We start from the raw sequence: 20105 nt of genomic DNA on the forward strand, positions 1-20105 counted from the left end.
CGACGCTCAATCCGCCGGGCGCAGCCAGACCTTGTTGTCGTGGAAGGCGGCGCCGCCATAGGGCGCCGGCGCATCGGCGCCGGTCAGCACGTTGATGCCCTCGCCGCGCTCATGGGCGCTGTTCGGCCAAATGCCTTCGGCGACGACGACGCCGCGCTTGATGCCGTCGAACAGCTTTGCGTGCAGCACCACCTCGCCACGCTGGTTGCCGACCTCGACACGGCCGCCGTCGGCGACGCCGAGTGCCGCCGCATCATCGGGATGCAGGAGCAACTCCGGCCGGCGCTCCTTTGCCTGCGATACCGGCGTTTCGGCAAAGGTCGAATTGAGGAAATTGCGCGCCGGCGAGGTGGTCAGCCGGAACGGATGCTTCTCATCAGCCACCTCGATCAGGTCGACGTGGTCGGGGAATTCCGGCAGGCTCGCCACCGGTCCGAACAGGCCCATGCTTTTCGGCGGCCGGTTGGGTGCGGCCTGGCCCGTCCAGTCGGCGCGGAAATGGAATTTCTTGTCGGCATGGCCGAAGCCGTCCAGGAAATGTGCGGCCTCGAAATCCGGCTGCAAATCGACCCATTTCTGCTCTTTCAGGCTCGAAAAGCTGCCCAGCCCGCGCTTGCCCAAGATGATGTCGATATGCTGCTGCTCGGTCATGCCGAAGCCAGGACGATCGGCGACACCGAGCCTTTTGCCGAGCTCCTCGATGACGAAATGGTTGGTGCGCGGACCTTCCGGCGGATCGATCAGCTTCGGCCCGAGGGTGATGTGCTGGTTGCCACCGCCCTTGTAGACGTCGTCATGCTCGAGAAACATCGTCGCCGGCAGCACCACGTCAGCGAGCTTGGCGGTGTCGGTCATGAACTGCTCGTGCACGCAGGAAAACAGATCGTCGCGCAGAAAACCTTGCTTCACCAGCCGCTGCTCCGGCGCGACATTCACCGGATTGGTGTTCTGGATCAGCAGCGCCGTCACCGGCGGGCCGCCATAGAGCGCATCCTCAGCCCCGGTCAGCACCGGGCCGATCCGCGAATGATCGAGATGACGGATCGCGGGGTCGCGCATCCGTGTGCCTTCGAGCAGTTCCTGGTTGAGCTTGAAGATGCCTGAGTTGGAATGGAAGGCGCCGCCGCCCTCATATTGCCAGCAGCCGGTAACCGCGGCGATCGAGGCCGCGGCATGCATGTTGACCGAACCGTTGCGCTGCCGCGAAAAACCGTAGCCGAGGCGGAAGTAGGTCTTCTTCGTCGTGCCGACGAGACGGGCGAAGGCCTCGATTTCGTCGACAGAAAGCCCGGTGATATCAGCCGCCCATTGCGGCGTCTTTGTGCTGAGATGCGCTTCCAGACCGTGCGGATCGTCGGTGTATTGTTCCAGATAGGCGCGGTCGGCCATGCCGTCACGGAACAGCACGTGCATCACCGCGCAGGCCAGCGCGCCGTCGGTGCCGGGCTTCAGCACCAGGCCGAGATCGGCCTGCTTCATCGTTGCATTTTCGTAGACGTCGATGACGACGATCTTGGCGCCGCGTTCCTTGCGCGCCTTGATGGCGTGGGTCATGACGTTGACCTGCGTGACCACGGCGTTGGTGCCCCAGATCACCACGCAGTCGGACTTTGCCATTTCGCGCGGGTCGGGGCCGCGCAGCGCGCCGGCGCCCATCATCCAGCCGGTCCAGGCCAGATTGGTGCAGATCGAACCGAAGAAGCCGGAATATTTTTTGGCGTGCCTGAGCCGCTCGATGCCGTCGCGCTGCACCAGACCCATCGTGCCGGCATAGTAATAGGGCCAGACCGTCTCCGAGCCATATTTTGCCTCGGCGGCTATGAACCTTTCGGCGACGAGGTCGAGCGCCGCCTCCCAGCTGGATTCCTTCCAGGCGCCCGCGCCCTTGCCGCCGGCACGGACCAGCGGCTTCATCAGGCGGTCGGGATGATGGACGCGATCGGCGTAACGGGCGACCTTGGCGCAGATGACGCCGGCCGTATAGCTGTTGGCCTTGGCGCCATGGACACGGCCGATGCGCTTGTCGTCGAGCAGCTCAACCTCGAGCGCGCAGGTCGAGGGGCAATCATGCGGGCAGGCCGAATGGCCGATTTTGAGCTTGGCATACTGATTCATGGGTGCAAACTAGCCGTTTATGGCGGCGGCGTGTAGGGCCAGTTACCCGCCATCAATGCGCTTGAGCAAGGCGTTGTAGGCGCCGCATTTCGGGTAATGTATGTGGCGCTCGACATGCGATGATCCGGCTCCGGCGTCGACCAGCAGATTGCCGTCTCCACACTCAGGGCATTTTACGACCGCTTCGGAATTGACAACCAAAACCTTGGCAGCTTCGATCCAAAGTTTTGTCGACATCGTCCTACTCCGCCGTGCCTTCCTCGTACTCCGCCGACATCGACAGCCATTTTTCCTCATGGCCGGCCAGCTGTTGCGCAAGTTGTGAGCGCTCCTTGGCCAGCCTTGTCGCGGTCGACGGGTCCTTTTCGTAGACGGCCGGGTTGGCGAGTTCGTCCTCGATCAGGTCGATGCGCTTGCGGAGGCGGTCCATCAGCGCTTCGGTGGCGCGGATTTCCTTGGCCAGCGGCTCGAAGGCGGCGCGGCGCGCGGCTGCGTCGCGGCGGCGGTCGGCCTTCGACGCCTTTTCCGCCTCGCGCTTGCCGCGGCGGTCGCCGGAGACGCCGGTGACCAGTGTCTTGTAATCCTCGAGATCGCCGTCATACGGATTAACCGCGCCGTCCTTGACCAGCCAAAGCCGATCGGCGGTCGCTTCGAGCAGATGGCGGTCGTGCGAGATCAGGATGACCGCGCCGGGAAAATCGTTCAGCGCATGGATCAGCGATTCACGGCTGTCGATATCAAGATGGTTGGTCGGCTCGTCGAGGATGAAAAGGTTCGGCCCCTCGAAGGCCGACAGGCCCATCAGGAGCCGCGCCTTCTCGCCGCCGGACAGATCCTTGGCCGCGGTATTCATCTTTTCGGTGGTCAGGCCGAACTGGGCGACGCGGCCGCGCACCTTGGATTCCGGCGCGTCCGGCATCAGCCGGCGGACGTGTTCATAGGCGTTTTCATCGGGCCTGAGGTCGTCGAGCTGGTGCTGGGCGAAGATTGCCACTTTCAGCCCAGGCGCCACGGTCATGGAGCCGGTCTCCGGCTTCAGCCGGCCGGCCAAAAGCTTGGCGAAGGTCGACTTGCCGTTGCCGTTGGCGCCGAGCAGCGCGATGCGGTCGTCGGCATCGATGCGCAGCGTCATCTTCTTCAGGATCGGCGCACCCTCGGTGTAGCCGACATTGACGTTGTTCAGCGCAATGATCGGCGAGGCCACCGCCTTCACCGGCTCCGGAAAGGAGAACGGCCGCACCGTGTCGTTCACGATCGCGGCGATCGGCTTCATCTTCTCCAGCGCCTTGATGCGGGACTGCGCCTGCCTCGCCTTCGATGCCTTGGCGCGGAAGCGCTCGACGAAGGATTCCATGTGCTTGCGCGCGGCTTCCTGCTTGACGCGGCCCTTCTCCTGCAATTCGCGCTGCTCGGTGTATTGGCGCTCGAACTGGTCGTAGCCGCCGCGCCAGAAGGTCAGCTTCTTCTGGTCGAGATGGACGATCGAATTAACGGCGCGGTTGAGCAGGTCGCGATCGTGCGAAATCAGCAGCACGGTATGCGGATATTTCGACACGTAGTTTTCCAGCCACAGCGTGCCTTCGAGGTCGAGATAATTGGTCGGCTCGTCGAGCAGCAGCAGATCGGGCTCGGCAAACAACACGGCGGCCAGCGCGACGCGCATGCGCCAGCCACCGGAGAAGGACGAGGCCGGGCGCCGCTGCGCGGCATCGTCGAAGCCGAGGCCGGCGAGAATGGTGGCCGCGCGTGACTCGGCCGAGTGCGCATCGATATCGGCCAGCCGCATGTGGATGTCGGCGATGCGGTGCGGGTCGGCCGCCGTCTTTTCCTCTTCGAGCAGCGCACTCCGTTCGAGGTCGGCCTTGAGCACGATCTCGATCAGCGGCTCCTCGGTGCCCGGCGCTTCCTGCGCCACCTGGCCGATGCGCGTGTTCTTGGGCAGGCTGATCGAGCCGGTCTCGGAGGCGAGGTCGCCGGTGATCGCCTTGAACAGGGTCGTCTTGCCGGTGCCGTTGCGGCCGACAAGGCCAGCCTTGCTGCCGGCCGGCAAGGTCAGTGAGGCATGGTCGAGAAGCAGGCGTCCGGCCATGCGGAGCGAAAGGTCGTTGATGATCAGCATGGCCGGGCTTTTGCACGGGACAACCATGCTTCGCAAGGGCTTGAGCCCCGGTTCGCCGCATAAGCCGCGAAAACCGACAAAGCTGGTGATGTCGACCCCGCGCGCCGCGACTTCCCGCAAAACGCAAAAAGAACCCGCTATCCTGAGGGGGGACAAGGAGAGCGGGCTCTTTCGTGAACGGCGGCCTTGGGAGCGTCCGATCGACATCCAAACACGCAGCAGCTTGGTTTGTTCCATGGGAAGAATGAACTATGTGATGAACAAACGCTGCTGTGGCCGGCAGGTTTGTCCACAGGGGCGTGCCGTCTGTACACTATCGACCATGACGCTGCGGAAAGACTCGGCTATCCTTGGATGTGCGGCGGGCCTGATCTCCGCCTGGCCGGCGCCATCAGCTTCCTCCCAAGCGGCGCCGGCCACCTTCCTTGACCGGCGCCGACGCCATTTGAGGCGGTCATTGTTTCGGCGGCGTGCCGGGCTGATCGCCGCCGGTCGTCGACTTCGGCACCGGATTCTTGTCGACCTGCGGGTTCTGATCGACCGTGTCGCCAGGGGCCTTGGTCGGCTGGATGTTGTTGTCGCAACCCGCAACAGTCAGAGCTGCCATAAGCAGCAGGATTGAGCGCTTTTTCATCGCAGTCTCCTCTCGCCCGACAACGAGGCGTCGGCGATTTGGTTGCGCGGCCGGTGTCGTTCCCGCATTCGCCAAGGGGCCCGGGAACAAAATGCCGCGTCTCCGGTTGCTGCACAATCAATGGAGGAAGGCATGATCCGTCTGCTCATCGCCGGGGCAATCGTCTATGTCGCCTATCGCGTCGCCAAGAAAGTGATCGATGAGGTGCCCGACGATTTCGATCCGCTGCTGTTGCCACCGCCACAGGACGATCGCGAGGCGCTACGGCGGCAATCGGCAAGGATGGGCGTCGAGCCCGAGCGTTAGTCGACAAGCCTGCCCGCAAGGCTTCTTCGCTCACGGGGCCTATTCCGGCTCCGCAAACCGTTGCGAACAAAGCAGAAACGATGCTTGATGGGCGATGAACCTCGCCGCCCGTGATTCGTCCTTCCAGCCGGCCTATCTGGCGAAGCTCAACGCCGAGCAGCGGCTTGCCGTCGAACATGGCGACGGCAAGATCGCCGGACCGTTGCTGGTCATTGCCGGCGCCGGCTCCGGCAAGACCAACACGCTGGCGCACCGGGTCGCGCATCTGATCGTCAGGGGTGCCGACCCGCGCCGCATCCTTTTGATGACATTTTCGCGCCGTGCCGCAGCGGAAATGGCCAAGCGGGTCGAGCGCATCGCCGGCGAGGTGCTGGGGCGCGATGCCTCGGTGATTACCGATGCGCTGAGCTGGGCCGGCACGTTCCACGGCATCGGCGCCAGGCTGCTGCGCGATTATGCGCTGGAGATCGGTCTCGATCCGGCCTTCACCATCCACGATCGCGAGGATTCCGCCGACCTGATGAACCTCGCCCGCCACGAGCTTGGGTTTTCAAAGACCGAAGCCCGCTTCCCGACCAAGGGCACCTGCCTGGCGATCTATTCGCGCGCCGTCAACGCACAGGCGCCGCTCGGCGAGGTGCTGGGTTCGGTGTTCCCGTGGTGCGCCGGCTGGGCCGAACAGCTGAAGCAATTGTTCGCCCGATATGTCGAGGCCAAGCAGGCGCAGAATGTGCTCGATTACGACGACCTGCTGCTCTACTGGGCGCAGATGGCCGGCGAGCCGGAAATCGCCGCGCATCTGGGTGCGCGTTTCGACCATGTGCTGGTCGATGAATACCAGGACACCAACCGGCTGCAGGCCTCGATCCTGACGGCCCTCAAGCCCGACGGATCGGGGCTGACGGTGGTCGGCGACGACGCGCAGTCGATCTATTCGTTCCGCGCCGCGGAAGTGCGCAATATCCTGGATTTTCCCAAGCAGTTCGCGCAGCCGGCGGAAGTCGTCATGCTGGAGCGCAATTACCGCTCGACCGAGACCATCCTGGCGGCCGCCAATGCGGTAATCGGCGAAGCGTCGGAACGTTTCACCAAAAATCTCTGGACCGAGCGCAAATCTGCGGAAAAGCCGAAGCTGGTCAGCGTGCGCGACGAGACCGAGCAGGCGAGCTATGTCTGCCAGGCGATACTCACCGAACGCGAGGCCGGCACCGTTCTCAAAGCACAGGCGGTGCTGTTTCGCGCCTCGCACCATAGCGGCCCGCTGGAGATCGAGCTGACGCGCCGCAACATCCCCTTCGTCAAGTTCGGCGGGCTGAAATTCCTCGATGCCGCCCACGTCAAGGATATGCTGGCCGTGCTGCGCTTTGCCGAAAACCCGCGCGACCGCGTCGCCGGCTTTCGCGTGCTGCAACTTCTGCCGGGCATCGGCCCTTCGGCCGCCAATGCGATCGTCGAGACCATGGCAAATTCGCTTGACGAGACGATGGGGCTTGCCCGCTATCGGCCGCCGCAGCGTGCCGCCGACGACTGGCCGGGCTTTGTCGCGCTCTATAGCGGCCTGCGCGCCGGCGCGCAAAAATGGCCGGCCGACATCGAACAGGTCAGGCTCTGGTACGAGCCGCATCTGGAACGCATCCACGAGGATGCAACGACGCGCCGGGCCGATCTCCTGCAGCTCGAGCAGATCGCTTCCGGCTATGCGTCGCGCGAGCGCTTCCTTACCGAGCTGACACTCGATCCGCCGGACGCGACCAGCGACGAGGCCGGCCCGCCACACCGCGACGAGGATTATCTGATCCTTTCGACGATCCATTCGGCCAAGGGCCAGGAGTGGAAGAACGTCTTCGTGCTCAACACCGTCGACGGCTGCATCCCGATCGATCTCGGCGTCGGCAGCAAGGAGGATGTCGACGAGGAGCGGCGGCTGCTCTACGTGGCGATGACGCGGGCCAAGGACAGCCTGCACCTGGTCATGCCGCATCGCTTTTTCGTCCATGGCCAGGCGGCGCGCGGCGACCGCCATGTCTATGCCTCGCGCACGCGCTTCATCCCGCGCTCGATCCTCGGCGCCTTCGAGCAGGTGGCATGGGCCAGCGTCCAGGCCAGAGACGATCCGCGCCGCCAGCCGCAGGTACGTGTCGACCTCGGCGCCCGCATGCGCGGCATGTGGAAATAGGCACCCGCCTCGACGTCGGCGCTGCTCGCCCGGCGACCGCTCCCGGAGCCGGCGAAAAAACAATCCCGGCAACATGGAACCTCGCGCCGTGATCCGCGTTTCTGCCCGACCCCCAGACCGGAGAACGGCGTCCGCCGTGACCTCCGCCCATTCGAGAGGCCAGAATGCACGACAGGACGTTTTCCACCCCGGTCGCCCTAACCGTTGGCGCCGGCTACAAGCGTACGATCGCTTCGTTCTCCGAGATGCACGAATTCCTGACCGAGTTCCCGCCTTCGCGCCGCCGGCTGAGCTATGGCGCCGCGGTGAAGGCCTGCGAGGCGGCACGTGCCGGCGATATCTCGCCCGAAGCGGCACGCGACGCCCTGATCACCTTTGCCGTAACGGCAGGCATCCTCTGGCCGGCCGCCCAGCCGGCGGTCTCGGTCAAGCCGGTCGCCCGGGGCCTCGGCGGCTACGCCGCCTGACAGAAACGACCATCAATGGACCGTCATCGGGCCGCCGCCCGGCGGGTCGCCCGCTGCCGCGGTTTCGAAACTGACCTGATCGCGGCCGTTCGATTTGGCCTTGTAAAGGTGCTTGTCCGCCACCACGAACATCTCGGCGTAGGTGGTCGGCCCGCTGAAGGCGACGCCGCCGATGCTGACCGAGAGAGGACAGGGCCGGCCGCCAGGCGAGAACTCCGCCTCACGGACGCGCCGGCGAATTGTCTCCGCCACCAGCCAGGACTGCGAAGGATCTGCGCCGGGAAGGAAAACCGCAAATTCCTCGCCGCCGATCCGGCCGACGATGTCGGCGCCGCGCAGCTGGCCCTGGATTGTCCTGGCGATCAGCTTGAGCGCCTGGTCTCCGCAGTCGTGGCCGAGGCGGTCGTTGACGGATTTGAAATGGTCGGCATCGACGATCAGCAAGGCTCCGGCATTTACGACGGAATGGCTGCGGGCCTGTTCGAGATAGGCCTCGACGAGCATGGAAAATGCACCCCGGTTGAATACCGCCGTCAGGCTGTCGGTCGCCGCGACGACGGCCAGTACCTTCTGCGCGATCGCCAGCTGGCGCATTTTCCACATGAGGAAGAAGAAGAACGAGCTGGCCAGGACAAGCGGCAGCAGCAGGTCTGTGAGCTGCGCCCGCCACAGCGCTTCCGGCGACAAATACGGGAAATTGAAGGAATCGACGAGGAATGCGGCTGCAATGCAGACTGCCGTGCCCGCGACGGTAACCGCCACGACCCTGCCCCAGCTCGTCGGGGACAAATCGATCTGCATGCTTTTGCTCCTGCTTCAGCCGGCTACCTTGAAGCAACAGCGCAAACGAAGTCCTAAGACTTTGCTTCAATTCGATCGCAGTCGAAGCGAAACCAGCCGTCGAGATGGCGGCCAGATAAGGAGATCGGTCCTAAATCAGCTGCCGTCTGATGCTCATCCGGGTGACCGCGGTCACAAGAATGGCGCCGATCATGAAATAGATGGTCGCGACAATGTCGCCCTGGTGGAAATAATAACCGGAGTTGAGAAGCGCCAGGACCACGGCGAAGAACGCCACGAGGCGCAAGGGTTCATTGGGCATGCGTGCCAATTCTCGCTGTTGCTGCTGAATGCTGCTGAAGCGGCCGCCCTCACGACCGTCCGCTACATAAAATGTTTCGGCGCGTTTTGCAATCTCGGCAGATTGTCCTCTATCCACCGTCCGCGTCACCAGCCGCCCCAGATTCAGGCGAAAGCCCTGCCCTCCTCGCTGCGCTGGAACATCGTCAGGTCCAGTCCGAGGCTTGGCTTGCCCAGAATGGTCAGGATCGCATGCGCCTGGCCGCGGTGGTGGGTCTGGTGGTTGAAGAAGTGGTCGAGCGCCGGCGCCAGCCGCTGCGAGACGGTGCGCATATCCGAGACGGTCATGTAGGAGAAGCGGCCCGACAGCGCCTTGTCGCTCAGGCCGTCGACCCAGTCGATGATCCGTTTGTCCTCGGCCTCGCGCGCCAGCCGCAAGCCTGGCAAGGCGCGGTGCAGGACCGTGTCGAGCCTTGCCGGCGCGTCGCCCTCGCCGGTGAAGCGTTTCATCCAGATACGGTCGGCTGCCAGGAGGTGGTTGAGCGTTCCCATCATAGAACCGAAGAAGACGCCGACATTGCGGTCGAACTCTTCCTCGTCGAGATCGGCGGCGGCATCGTAGATGCGGCCGTTGGCCCATTGATTGTAGGCCGCAAACATCCTGAAATGCTGTTTCATTTTCTCTCGACCTGCGAGACCCCCTGCGCGGGTCTGTTTCGGGCATAGTTAGACTGCAAGGACGCTGCCGCCAATGACCATTCTGCTCTATGACCTTGTCGGACGCGATGCCGCCCGCCCATTCAGCCCACATTGCTGGAAGGCGGCGATGGCGCTGGCCCACAAAGGGCTCGACATCACCAGCGTGCCGACCCGTTTCCTTGAAGTGCCGAAGGTGGAAGGCGGCGTCTCGAAGCTCGTTCCGGTGATCCGCGACGGCGAGACGGTGGTCGCCGATTCCTTCGCCATCGCGCTCTATCTCGAGGAGACCTATCCCGAGCGGCCGACGTTGTTTTCCGGCGACGGCGGCAAGGCGACGGCGCGCTTCATCGAACGCTGGTCGCAGCTGACCATCCATCCCTACGTCACCACCGCTGCGATACTGGACCTGCACGCTATGCAGGACGAGGCGAACGCCGCCTATTTCCGGCAGAACCGCGAGCAGCGCTTCGGCAAGCCCCTGGAGGCGGTTTACGCCACCCGCGACGCCGGGCTCGCCGGCTTCCGCGCCTCGCTGGAGCCGCTGCGCTCGATGCTTGGCTATCAGCCCTTCATCGGCGGCCGGTCGAGCTATTTGCCGACTACATCGTTTTCGGCGCGCTGCAATGGGCGCGCATCGCCACGCCCTACCGGCTGCTCGACGACAGCGACGTCGTGGCGCAATGGTTCGAACGATGCCTCGATCTGCATGGCGGCCTCGGCCGCAACGTCGCGGCGGCAGCGATCGCCCCGCTCGAGAGTTGAAATCGGCAGTTTTTATCGGAGGCGCCACATTTTGTTCTTGCTTTGTGCCGGCAGCTATGCTACTAATCTCGATATGGTGATGATTCGCACCGACGCCCGCCCGGCCTGCCGAGGCGGGTTTTGTTTTGCCGATCGAGGTCCAACGGCGTTGCCGGCAGGGATGTCGTCCGGCCTTAGCTGCAAGTTGCCAGCCGGCGAAATGCGACAATGCGGGTAGACGAAGTGTCGCTCGAAGCGCCTCATCAGTGCCTGGATCGAAGCAAACAAGACGAACATCCGGCGAACCGGGCAATCACAACAAAGGCAGCGCGCCATGACGGCAAACCCAGAGTTCCCGGCCGATTTTCGCGCTGCGCTCGCCAACCTTTTCCTGTGGCGGCGCGACGTCAGGCGGTTCAAGCCGACGCCGCTCCCCGATGGAGCGCTGGAGCGGCTGCTCGAGCTTGCCAGCGCCGCGCCGTCCGTCGGGCTGAGCCAGCCCTGGCGCTTCGTCGTCGCCGAGAGCGAAGCATGCCGCGCCGCCGTCAGGGCCTGCTTCGAGCGCTGCAACGCGGAGGCACTCCAAACCTTTTGCGGTGAACGCGCCGCCCTGTATTCGCGCCTGAAGCTTGCCGGCCTGAATGAGGCGCCCTGCCAGCTTGCGGTTTTCGCCGACCGCGCAACCGAGCAAGGGCATGGGCTTGGCCGCCTGACTATGCCAGCCACCATAGACTATTCAGCTGTCATGGCGGTCCACACGATGTGGCTGGCGGCGCGAGCCGAAGGAATAGGCATGGGCTGGGTCTCGATCCTCGATCCGGCCGAGATGGCGACGATCCTGGACGTGCAGCCGGAGTGGACACTGATCGGTTACTTCTGCATCGGCTACCCCAGCGAGAACCACAGCGTGCCGGAACTGGAACGGGAAGGCTGGGAGGTCCGGCGCGCTTCGATCGTGATAAGGCGGTAGTGCAATGGCGGCGCTGCCATCCTCTTTGCGCTGAAGAATGACTCCTCCCCCTGCAGGGCTGTGGATGTCATGGATGGTTTCGCCGATCGTCATCATTGCCAGCAAGACACCATGGCAAAGCCAGTCGTGACGGCCTTGACCTGAGGAAGGGCATAGAATGTTTCGCTACGACATGCAGGCCGAGATCTGGGTCTATCCGGGCAAGGGCGGCTGGCATTTCGTGACGCTGCCGCCGGAGTGTGGGGCCCGGATCAAGACGGCGACGGTGGGGATGGCAAGGCCCTGGGGCTCGCTTGGCGTGGAAGCCGTCATCGGCCAGACCAGATGGCGGACATCGCTGTTTCCCGACAAGAAATCCGGCAGCCTGCTCTTGCCGATCAAGACCGCGGTGCGGGTTCGCGAAGGCCTCGGGGCTGGCGACACGGCCAACCTGACGATCGAGATGCAGTTATGACGACGTAGTCTCAGGCTGGCGACGACGCGCTATAGGGCGGCCAGTCGATCGGACCCAAAGTGAGTACGGTTTCTGGAAAATCCGATGCTCAGCAAAAAGATGGAGCGGCGGCATGGTTCGACTTGAAAGTCCGCCGCCCCAGCGCAGAAATGCGTGCCGGGCCGGCCTCCCCTTGGCAAGGCAGCGGGCGGCTTGTATAGAGCCCGCCACCCTCAATTCCACTCTCCATCACAAGGACGATCCCATGGCGCTCGAACGCACCTTTTCCATGATCAAGCCCGACGCGACCCGTCGCAATCTCACCGGCGCTATCACCAAGATACTGGAAGATGCCGGCCTGCGCGTCGTCGCTTCGCGCCGGGTGTGGATGAGCCGCCGCGAGGCGGAAGGTTTCTATGCCGTCCACAAGGAGCGTCCGTTCTTCGGCGAGCTGGTCGAGTCCATGTCGTCGGGCCCGACAGTCGTGCAGGTACTGGAAGGCGAGAACGCCATTGCCAAGAACCGCGAAGTGATGGGCGCAACCAATCCGGCAAGCGCCGCCGAAGGCACCATCCGCAAGCTGCACGCGCTGTCGATCGGCGAGAATTCCGTGCACGGTTCCGATGCGCCGGAAACCGCCGCGCAGGAGATCAAATACTGGTTCTCGGACACCGAGATCGTCGGCTGAGCCGGCATCCCGAACCCCATCAAAGAGGCCGGCGCAACGCCGGCCTTTTTTGCTAAAGCGCGTCGCGTTCGACCGGTCTCATGCGACGGGCTTCAGGTTCTTGTCTTGATGCATGTCGTTATCGCAAAACCGCTGCACAGTTTTGCGCGACATGCAGTGGCGGACATTTTCAGCTTCAGGCTCCTCGACGGGTCACGGGTGCGTTAAGCTCGGAGGGGCGGATCAAACGCGGTCCCGACAATGGAGCCGACCAGGCCATGACCAGCACCATTCCCGGTTTCTTCCAAGGCACCGAAATGCCAACCGGCGGCTGGTGGGAAGCGCTGTGGCCCGAGCCTGCCAGTGTCCTGGCGGCAGTCGGCATGAAGCCCGGCACGGACGTGGTCGATCTCTGCTGCGGCGACGGCTGGTTCTCGCTGCCAATCGCCAGGGTCGCCCGTCATGTAATCGCTATCGACATCGATGCCGATCTGCTCGAAGTCGCCAGGCGGCGGCTGGCCGAAGGAGGCGCGAGCAATTGCGAGTTTTTGGCGGGCGACGCCTATGAACTTGCCAGGCTGGTGCCTCAAACCGTCGACTTCGTCTTTATCGCCAACGCTTTCCACGGCGTTCCGGATCGGCCGCGGCTTGCCCGCGCCGTGCGCGCGACGCTTGGCCCTGCCGGTCGTTTTGCCATCGTCAACTGGCACCAGTATCCGCGCGAGCAGACCACGGTCCTGGGCGAGCCGCGCGGGCCAAAGACCGAGCTGAGGCTGTCACCCGAACAGACCACCGCGTCGGTGGAAGCGAGCGGGTTCAAGCTCGCCGAGCTGGTTGATGTGCCGCCCTATCACTATGGCGCGGTATTCAAACTCGCGACGAATTGAGAAATATCGCATGAAATGCGGCATCGTCGCCCGATACATGTCGCCCGCCGCCCCCTAGCGGCGGGTTCTGCCAGTCTATTTCGCCTCGCGTTCCTTCACGTTCGCATGTTCGTTCGCCGCTTCCGTGTCGGTGGACGGGGTCTTGGTCTCTTCACCTGAAAACGGGCTGCCCTGCCCCGGTGCGAGATCGCCGCTATGGCCGGCCTTGTTGGTCTGGAACGGTTGGCTGTCCGCTTTGAGACCGTGGTCAAGAGCATTGACGAGATGGTCGTCCGCCTTGGCAAGGCCGGTAAAGGCAAGGAGCGATGCACCGGTGGCGGCAAGGATAAGCGTGTGCGTTTTCATGTCTGGACTCCTTTGAGTTAAGGCCAGAACGAGCCGCACCCATTCTGGCGGCTTCAACGAAGGGACAAACGTCCCTTTTGCCTTACCCGCCATTTATGAAGAACTAACGCGCCCCCTGCCCGGCCTATTCCCGCTGAAACACAATGTGATCGGCATACAGCTGCCGCAGAGAGTAATCGGCTTGGGTGATGCGCTAGCTCGCGGCGTTGAAGCGCAGGATGTCGCGGCCGTCTCTGTCGGCGATGACAAGCTTGCCGGCGTCGACGTGGTAGGATGCTGCTTTGGCCAGCGCCTCGAACAGCGCCTTTTCCTCGGCCATGACCTGAGGCGCGCAGGCCTTGAAGGTCGAGCCGATGTCGCTGACGGCGATCGTCGAGCCGTCTACCTTGGCAGTGGCGAAATAGACGTTGCAAGGGCCGCTGCCGCCGGCCTTGCCGGCTTCGCTGATGCGGAATGTCGCCCGCGGCTCGGCAATCACGCCGACACCGTCGATATATTCGACCAGCCAGCTTTGGCCGAACACCGAGGCTGCCGCCGGCGCATCGCTCGGCGCCGCCATTTTCAGCATGATGGTCTGTGGCGCGTCGCTGAGCGGGTCGACCTGATGGCGCGCATCTGTGACGAACAGCAGCCGGTCGTCGACAGTGATGCGCGCCTGCAGCGCGTAGGTCATATCAGGCCGGATCACCTGCGGGTCGAAGCTGATCTCGAACTTGATCGGCACCTGGCCGGCCGGCACCACCTTGCGCTCACCGATGATTGCGGCCGGCGCGTCGGCCAGCGACACGTCGGCAAGCTGCACGGAAAGCACGGCATTGGGCGGCAGCGCGATGCGCTCGCGATACATCACCTCGCCCTTGAGGGTCTTTTCGGCAGCCGCGGAATGATCCGGGACGGCTAGGATGCCGACGGCCAGCGGCACCAGTCCGAAGATGAAGAACTCGGCGATCCTGTCCAGCATGATCCTGCTCCCCTTCCGGCGAAGGGTCTCGCAGGATTGCGGTCAATGAATGGCTGGCCGGGTATGGATGGCTGTCGCAGGGATTTATTTCGACGGCGGCTGCTTCCAGCGGCCCGCCGCCTTGTCGTCGGCATCCTTGGCGTCGACCCAGCCGCCCTCGGAACCGTCGCTATGGTGTTCCTTTTTCCAGAACGGCGCCCGTGATTTCAAATAGTCCATCAGGAAATTCGCGGCCTCGAACGCCGCCTGCCGGTGGGCGGAAGCCGCCACTACCAGCACGATGTTTTCGCCGGGCGCGATCTTGCCGTGGCGATGGATCGCGGTGAGCCCCTGCAGCGGCCAGCGCTCGATTGCCTCGCCGGCGATGCGGGATATCTCGGCTTCCGCCATGCCGGGATAATGTTCGAGCTCGAGCGCCGAGAGCCTGCCTTGCTCGTCGCGGCAAAGGCCGGAGAAGGTCACCACAGCGCCGATATCGTTGCGACCCCTGGTCAGCCTGGCGATCTCGGCGGCGACGTCGAAATCCTCCGCCTGGATGCGCACGACCGGCACCACCGCGGACATGGTTCAGCCACCGGTCATCGGCGGGAACAGCGCGATCTCGCGCGCGCCGGCGATCTTCTCGCGGTGCTCGACATGTTCCTGGTTGATGGCGACGCGGATCACGTCAGGATATTGCAGCGCGTTCTCGTACTCCTCGCCGCGCGATTTCAGCCAGCGCAACAGGTCGGCGACCGTTTCGATGCCGGCCGGCAGTTCGACCTCTTCCTCCGGTCTGCCGATCCGCTCGCGCACCCAGGCGAAATAGATGAGCTTCGTCGACATTTTATTCATCCATGATGTGCTTGAGGCCGGCGCGGAAATAGTCGTAGCCGGTGTAGAGCGTCACCAGGGCTGCGATCCACAGCAGCACCAGCCCGGTCTGGGTGGTCAGCGGGAAGATCTTGTCGCCGGCGGGACCTGCAAGCAGGAAGGCGATGGCGATCATCTGGATGGTGGTCTTCCATTTGGCGAGCTGCGTCACCGGAACCGAGACCTTCAAGGCCGCCAGATATTCGCGCAGGCCCGAGACCAGGATCTCGCGGCACAGGATGATGATCGCGGCCCATAGCGACCAGCCGGCGATGCCGGCATGGCGGTCGGTGTCGGCGGCAAGCAGCAGCAGGCAAGTGGCGACCAGCAGCTTGTCGGCGATCGGGTCGAGCATCTTGCCGATGTTGGAGGTCTGCTGCCAGGCGCGCGCCAGATAGCCGTCGAAGTAATCGGTGATCGAGGCGAGCAGAAAAATGATGAGCGCCGACCAGCGCGCGAAGTCGCTCGATTTCAGATGGCCTTCCAGGAAGAAGCACAGCACCACCAGCGGCACCGCCAGGATGCGGGCGTAGGTGAGCATGTTGGGCAGGTTGAACGCGCGCTGGGACATGTTTTGGGAACTCTTTCTGCCTGCTTAGTCAAATCAGAAGCGAATGTGGGGGGTCAACAGGCCAGAATCGATTAGCCAGCCGAAATATCGGCAATAGGTCTTAGCTCTCGTGAAAATGATTGTAGACCAATTTCGCCACCTGCTCCGAAATGCCGTCGACCTTGACCAGGTCCTCGACGGCGGCACGGCTGACCGCCTTGGCCGTACCGAAATGCATCAGCAGCGCGCGCTTGCGGCCGGGGCCGATGCCGCTGATCTCGTCGAGCGGGCTCTTGACCATCTCCTTCTTGCGGCGGGCGCGGTGCGAACCGATGGCGAAGCGATGGACCTCGTCGCGCAGCCGCTGGACGAAATAGAGCACCGGATCGCGAACAGGCAGCGAGAATGGGGCCTTGCCCTTGACGAAGAAGCGTTCGCGGCCGGCATCGCGGTCCTGACCCTTGGCGATGCCGATGGCCACGACGCGGTCCTCGATGCCGAGATCGGCGAGAATCTTGCGCACCGCCGTCATCTGGCCCTGGCCGCCGTCGATGAGGATGACGTCGGGCCAGGCGGGGAAGGCGCCCGCGTCCTCGATATCGTCGCCCGGTTCGGTAGGGCTCGCCTCGTCCGCGCCCTCGGTTTGCGGGGCGTCACCATGTTCCTTCAACAGCCGCGAGAAGCGCCGCTGCATCACCTCGCGCATCATGCCGAAATCGTCGCCCGGCGTGATCTCGGTCGAGCGGATGTTGAACTTTCGATACTGGTTCTTCACAAAACCTTCCGGCCCGGCGACGACCATGGCGCCGACGGCGTTGGTGCCCATGATGTGCGAGTTGTCATAGACCTCGATGCGCACCGGCGGCTTTTCCAGGCCGAAGGTCTCGGCAAAGCCAGTGAGCAGCCGCGCCTGGGTCGAGGTTTCGGCGAGCCGCCGGCCGAGCGCCTCGCGCGCGTTCTGCAGCGCGTTGTCGGTCAGGTCCTTCTTCTCGCCGCGCTGCGGCACGGAGATCGACACCTTGCGGCCGGTGCGGGTGGAGAGGGCCTCCGCCAGCAATTCCTGATCCTCGACGCCATGCGACAACAGGATGGTGCGCGGCGTCGGCTTGTCGTCGTAGAACTGCGCCAGGAACGATCCCAGCACCTCGCCGGCTTCGAGCGCCGGATCGGCCTTGGGAAAATAGGCGCGGTTGCCCCAGTTCTGGCCGGTGCGGAAGAAGAACACCTGGATGCAGACCTGGCCGCCCTCCTGATGGATGGCGAAGACATCGGCCTCGTCGACGGTCTGCGGATTGATGCCTTGATGGCTCTGCACATGCGACAGCGCCGCCAGCCGATCGCGGTAGATGGCGGCGCGTTCGAAATCGAGGTTCTCCGAAGCCTGCTGCATGGCGGCGGAGATCTCCGTCTTCACCTTCTGGCTGCGGCCGGAGAGAAAATCCTTCGCCTCGGCGACAAGCCTTGCATAGTCGCCGTGCGAGATTTCGCCGGTGCACGGGCCGGCGCAGCGCTTGATCTGGAACAAAAGGCAAGGCCGGGTGCGGTTCTCGTAGAAGGAGTCGGTGCAGCTCCTGAGCAGGAAGGCGCGCTGCAGCGAGTTGATGGTACGGCCAACTGCGCCGGCCGAGGCGAAGGGGCCGAAATAGTCGCCCTTGCGCGAGCGCGCGCCGCGGTGCTTGTAAATACCGGGCGAGACATGGTCGCCGGTCAACAGGATATAGGGGAACGACTTGTCGTCGCGCATCAGCACGTTGAAGCGTGGCCGCAAGCGCTTGATGAGGTTGGCTTCAAGCAGCAGCGCTTCGATCTCGGTGCGGGTGACGACGAACTCCATCGTCGATGTCTCGCGCACCATGCGGCCGATACGGCTGGTGTGGAACCGGCCTTGCGCGTAGCTGGTGACCCGCTTCTTCAGGCTGCGTGCCTTGCCGACATAGAGCACGTCGCCGGCGGCATTCATCATGCGGTAGACGCCGGGCGCATTGGGCAGCCGCTTTACCAGCGTCTGGATCACCTCGGCGCCGACCATGCCGTCGGCGTCGCCGGCATGCGGGGTCCAGTCGATGGCGGTGAAGGTAACGTCCGGACCGCTGGCTGCAGGCTCGACGACCTCCTCGGCCGCCTCGTCCTCGAGGTCGATTTCGGGCGGCAGGTCGTCGGCGCCACCGCGCGTTTTTTGTTTCTGGTCCATGGGGCTCATTCCGTCATGCCTGTCACATCGGGCGTCTGCCATGCAAGATGCTGGCCGCCGTCAAGCGCGATCATCTGGCCGGTGACCGAGCGTGCCGCCCAGAGATAACGGATAGTGGCACCGAATTCCGGCAATTCCGGGCCGCGTTTCAGGATCAGCCCGGCAATCTGAGCATCGAAATCGCTGTCGTGCTGGCGCGTGTTCTTCAAGGTCGGGCCAGGACCAATGGCGTTGACACGGATGCGGGGACCCAGCGCCTGCGCCATCATCTCGGTCGCCGCCCACAACGTCGACTTCGACAGCGCATAGGAGAAATAACGCGGCGTCGGCCGCCAGACGCGCTGATCGATCATGTTGACGATCAGCCCCTCACTGTTCTGCGGCAAGGCCCGGGCGAAAGTCTGTGCCAACAGCGCCGGCGCCTTGACGTGCATGGCGAAATGGCGATCCCAGGCCGGCCAGTCGAAATCCTCAACGCTGTCGTGCTCGAACAGCGAGGCGTTGTTGACCAGCAGCGACACCGGCCCGAGCGCCGCCGCCGCGCGACCGACCAGGTTGCTGACGGCGTCCATCTCGGTCAGGTCGGCAGCAATCACTGCGGCCCGGCCATGTCGACCAAAATGACCACTGTTGATTTCGGCCGCCAGTGCCTCCGCCTCGGCCAGCGAGCGATTGCAGTGAATGGCGACGGCAAAACCATGCGCGGCAAGATCTTCGACGATCGCCCTGCCGATCCGTTTCGCACCGCCCGTCACCAGTGCCGTCGCGGCGACCTTGCTCATCTGTCAATCCTTAATCCGATGCCGATTCCGGCCTGCCGGGATCGCGCCGGCAAATTATGGCCCGCCAAGCGTTAAATCCCATTTCCACCTGGGGCAGGATTGTGGCAAAGTGCCCGGTGGGCGTTTTGGCTCGACCGGAATTCGGGCCAGCCCGCCCGCAATATAGGGCTCTGGAGCCCTTACACCAAGCCGTGTGCAGTGCAGCACGGCGAACCTGCTGACATTCGCTGTTGCGAAGATGCAACGTCAAGGTTCTGCCTCATTCGTGCCAGGGAATGACCCAAGTTCAGGTTCGCTTCAGCCGCATTTCGACACGACATTTGGAACCGTTGAACGCCGGATCCGTTTCATCCCCCGGACGGGTTGAGGGCGCTCATAAACAACAAGCCTGTGTCCTGTGGCTTAAGGAGTAAAGAACAATGCAAGCCAATCTTAAATTTGCGCGACCGCTCGCGGTGGCGTTTGGGCTGTTCGCCCTCGGCGGAACCGCCTATGCCGCGGACGTGGTTCAGGAAGAGCCGCCGGCACCTGCCCCGATCGCAGAACTTCCGGTCGCATCCTGGGCCGGTCCCTATGCCGGTGTGAGCGTCGGCTACGGCTTCGCTGGCCACGCCAAAGCCAAAGACATTGGCGTCGACGTCGACACCAAGGGTTTTGTCGGCGGCGTCTTCGGCGGCTATAACTGGCAGCAGGAGAACTTCGTCTACGGTGCCGAAGCCGATATCGGCTACAACGGCGTCAAGGGCGACGATGCCGGCATCGAGGCCAAGGGTGGCTTCGAGGGCTCGCTGCGTGCCCGCCTCGGCTACGCTGTCACCCCGGACATCCTGCTCTACGGCACCGCCGGTGGCGCGCTGAAGAACCAGAAGATTGAAGCTGCCGGCGTAAGCGATACCAACACGCAGTTTGGCTGGACAGCTGGCGTCGGTACCGACATCAAGATCACCGACAATGTGTTCGGCCGTGTCGAGTATCGTTACACGGACTTCGGCAGGAAGGACTTCGACGGTATCGGCAAGGTCAAGTCGACCGACAATCGCGTCACTTTCGGCGTCGGTATGAAGTTCTAAGTCGTCCAAGCCACGACACGAAAAAGCCGGGCCTCGCGCCCGGCTTTTTTTGTGGCACCG

At 63.7% G+C, this 20105-nt stretch carries 22 protein-coding genes and 1 pseudogene; 9 read left to right on the forward strand and 14 right to left on the reverse strand.

Annotated features, from left to right (window positions below):
• Window positions 1-6: 6 nt before the first annotated feature.
• From NKH59_RS07810 to NKH59_RS07825, 4 genes are all read right to left on the reverse strand, one after another.
• Window positions 7-2115 (reverse strand): molybdopterin-containing oxidoreductase family protein, encoded by a 2109-nt coding sequence (locus NKH59_RS07810; RefSeq protein WP_353021451.1) that lies wholly within the window; start codon window positions 2113-2115, stop codon window positions 7-9.
• 42 nt (window positions 2116-2157) lie between these two features.
• A complete protein-coding gene (locus NKH59_RS07815; protein ID WP_352472613.1) occupies window positions 2158-2352 on the reverse strand; it encodes a hypothetical protein in 195 nt (64 codons plus the stop codon).
• A 4-nt stretch (window positions 2353-2356) separates the two neighbouring features.
• On the reverse strand, window positions 2357-4234 hold the full coding sequence (locus tag NKH59_RS07820; protein WP_352617706.1) for an ABC-F family ATP-binding cassette domain-containing protein: 1878 nt from the start codon (window positions 4232-4234) through the stop codon (window positions 2357-2359).
• Between the two features lie 454 nt (window positions 4235-4688).
• On the reverse strand, window positions 4689-4868 hold the full coding sequence (locus NKH59_RS07825; protein WP_023677659.1) for a hypothetical protein: 180 nt from the start codon (window positions 4866-4868) through the stop codon (window positions 4689-4691).
• A gap of 132 nt (window positions 4869-5000) precedes the next feature.
• On the opposite strand from NKH59_RS07825, the gene NKH59_RS07830 reads away from it, so the two are divergent.
• The 3 genes from NKH59_RS07830 (at window position 5001) to NKH59_RS07840 (ending at window position 7817) form a co-directional block, all read left to right on the forward strand.
• Window positions 5001-5174: a hypothetical protein gene (locus NKH59_RS07830; protein ID WP_023677660.1), complete on the forward strand. Its 174-nt coding sequence runs from the start codon at window positions 5001-5003 to the stop codon at window positions 5172-5174.
• 94 nt (window positions 5175-5268) lie between these two features.
• Entirely contained in the window at window positions 5269-7350 is a 2082-nt protein-coding gene (locus tag NKH59_RS07835) for an ATP-dependent helicase (RefSeq protein ID WP_352472611.1), read from the forward strand.
• A gap of 164 nt (window positions 7351-7514) precedes the next feature.
• Window positions 7515-7817: a DUF982 domain-containing protein gene (locus NKH59_RS07840; RefSeq protein WP_352472610.1), complete on the forward strand. Its 303-nt coding sequence runs from the start codon at window positions 7515-7517 to the stop codon at window positions 7815-7817.
• A gap of 12 nt (window positions 7818-7829) precedes the next feature.
• On the opposite strand, the gene NKH59_RS07845 is transcribed toward NKH59_RS07840, so the two are convergent.
• From NKH59_RS07845 to NKH59_RS07855, 3 genes are all read right to left on the reverse strand, one after another.
• Window positions 7830-8618: a GGDEF domain-containing protein gene (locus NKH59_RS07845; RefSeq protein WP_352472609.1), complete on the reverse strand. Its 789-nt coding sequence runs from the start codon at window positions 8616-8618 to the stop codon at window positions 7830-7832.
• A 130-nt stretch (window positions 8619-8748) separates the two neighbouring features.
• Window positions 8749-9048, reverse strand: coding sequence for a hypothetical protein (locus NKH59_RS07850; protein WP_352472608.1), 300 nt, complete (start codon window positions 9046-9048; stop codon window positions 8749-8751).
• Between the two features lie 14 nt (window positions 9049-9062).
• Window positions 9063-9575 carry a DinB family protein gene (locus tag NKH59_RS07855; protein WP_352472607.1) on the reverse strand — a complete coding sequence of 171 codons (513 nt, stop codon included), beginning with the start codon at window positions 9573-9575 and terminating at the stop codon, window positions 9063-9065.
• Between the two features lie 73 nt (window positions 9576-9648).
• Between NKH59_RS07855 and NKH59_RS07860 the strand changes: the two are divergent.
• The 5 genes and pseudogenes from NKH59_RS07860 (at window position 9649) to NKH59_RS07880 (ending at window position 13294) form a co-directional block, all read left to right on the forward strand.
• Window positions 9649-10358, forward strand: a pseudogene (locus NKH59_RS07860) (glutathione S-transferase family protein).
• A 313-nt stretch (window positions 10359-10671) separates the two neighbouring features.
• Window positions 10672-11307, forward strand: a complete 636-nt coding sequence (bluB, locus tag NKH59_RS07865) for a 5,6-dimethylbenzimidazole synthase (RefSeq protein ID WP_352472605.1) — start codon at window positions 10672-10674, stop codon at window positions 11305-11307.
• 157 nt (window positions 11308-11464) lie between these two features.
• Window positions 11465-11761 carry a DUF1905 domain-containing protein gene (locus NKH59_RS07870; protein ID WP_352472604.1) on the forward strand — a complete coding sequence of 99 codons (297 nt, stop codon included), beginning with the start codon at window positions 11465-11467 and terminating at the stop codon, window positions 11759-11761.
• 244 nt (window positions 11762-12005) lie between these two features.
• A complete protein-coding gene (gene ndk / locus NKH59_RS07875; protein WP_023677669.1) occupies window positions 12006-12428 on the forward strand; it encodes a nucleoside-diphosphate kinase in 423 nt (140 codons plus the stop codon).
• 257 nt (window positions 12429-12685) lie between these two features.
• Complete coding sequence (locus NKH59_RS07880) at window positions 12686-13294, forward strand: class I SAM-dependent methyltransferase (protein ID WP_352472603.1); 609 nt, start codon at window positions 12686-12688, stop codon at window positions 13292-13294.
• 75 nt (window positions 13295-13369) lie between these two features.
• Here NKH59_RS07880 and NKH59_RS07885 read toward each other — a convergent pair whose 3' ends face one another.
• The 7 genes from NKH59_RS07885 to NKH59_RS07915 all read right to left on the reverse strand — a co-directional run bounded on the left by NKH59_RS07885 (window position 13370) and on the right by NKH59_RS07915 (window position 18975).
• Window positions 13370-13639, reverse strand: a complete 270-nt coding sequence (locus tag NKH59_RS07885; protein ID WP_023677671.1) for a hypothetical protein — start codon at window positions 13637-13639, stop codon at window positions 13370-13372.
• Window positions 13640-13832: 193 nt separating this feature from the next.
• A complete protein-coding gene (locus NKH59_RS07890; protein ID WP_352472602.1) occupies window positions 13833-14600 on the reverse strand; it encodes a YbaY family lipoprotein in 768 nt (255 codons plus the stop codon).
• Between the two features lie 84 nt (window positions 14601-14684).
• Window positions 14685-15164, reverse strand: a complete 480-nt coding sequence (locus NKH59_RS07895; RefSeq protein ID WP_352472601.1) for a molybdenum cofactor biosynthesis protein MoaE — start codon at window positions 15162-15164, stop codon at window positions 14685-14687.
• Window positions 15165-15167: 3 nt separating this feature from the next.
• A complete protein-coding gene (gene moaD / locus NKH59_RS07900; RefSeq protein ID WP_023677674.1) occupies window positions 15168-15425 on the reverse strand; it encodes a molybdopterin converting factor subunit 1 in 258 nt (85 codons plus the stop codon).
• Between the two features lies 1 nt (window position 15426).
• Entirely contained in the window at window positions 15427-16023 is a 597-nt protein-coding gene (gene pgsA, locus NKH59_RS07905) for a CDP-diacylglycerol--glycerol-3-phosphate 3-phosphatidyltransferase (protein WP_023719790.1), read from the reverse strand.
• Window positions 16024-16123: 100 nt separating this feature from the next.
• Window positions 16124-18202, reverse strand: coding sequence for an excinuclease ABC subunit UvrC (uvrC, locus tag NKH59_RS07910; protein ID WP_352472600.1), 2079 nt, complete (start codon window positions 18200-18202; stop codon window positions 16124-16126).
• Window positions 18199-18975: an SDR family oxidoreductase gene (locus tag NKH59_RS07915; RefSeq protein ID WP_352472599.1), complete on the reverse strand. Its 777-nt coding sequence runs from the start codon at window positions 18973-18975 to the stop codon at window positions 18199-18201. Before NKH59_RS07915 ends, uvrC begins: the two co-directional genes overlap by 4 nt.
• 419 nt (window positions 18976-19394) lie before the next feature.
• On the opposite strand from NKH59_RS07915, the gene NKH59_RS07920 reads away from it, so the two are divergent.
• On the forward strand, window positions 19395-20045 hold the full coding sequence (locus NKH59_RS07920; RefSeq protein WP_292662341.1) for an outer membrane protein: 651 nt from the start codon (window positions 19395-19397) through the stop codon (window positions 20043-20045).
• Window positions 20046-20105 lie beyond the last annotated feature (60 nt).

It is taken from the genome of Mesorhizobium sp. M0998 (genome assembly GCF_040318885.1).
In the GTDB taxonomy this organism is placed as follows: domain Bacteria; phylum Pseudomonadota; class Alphaproteobacteria; order Rhizobiales; family Rhizobiaceae; genus Mesorhizobium.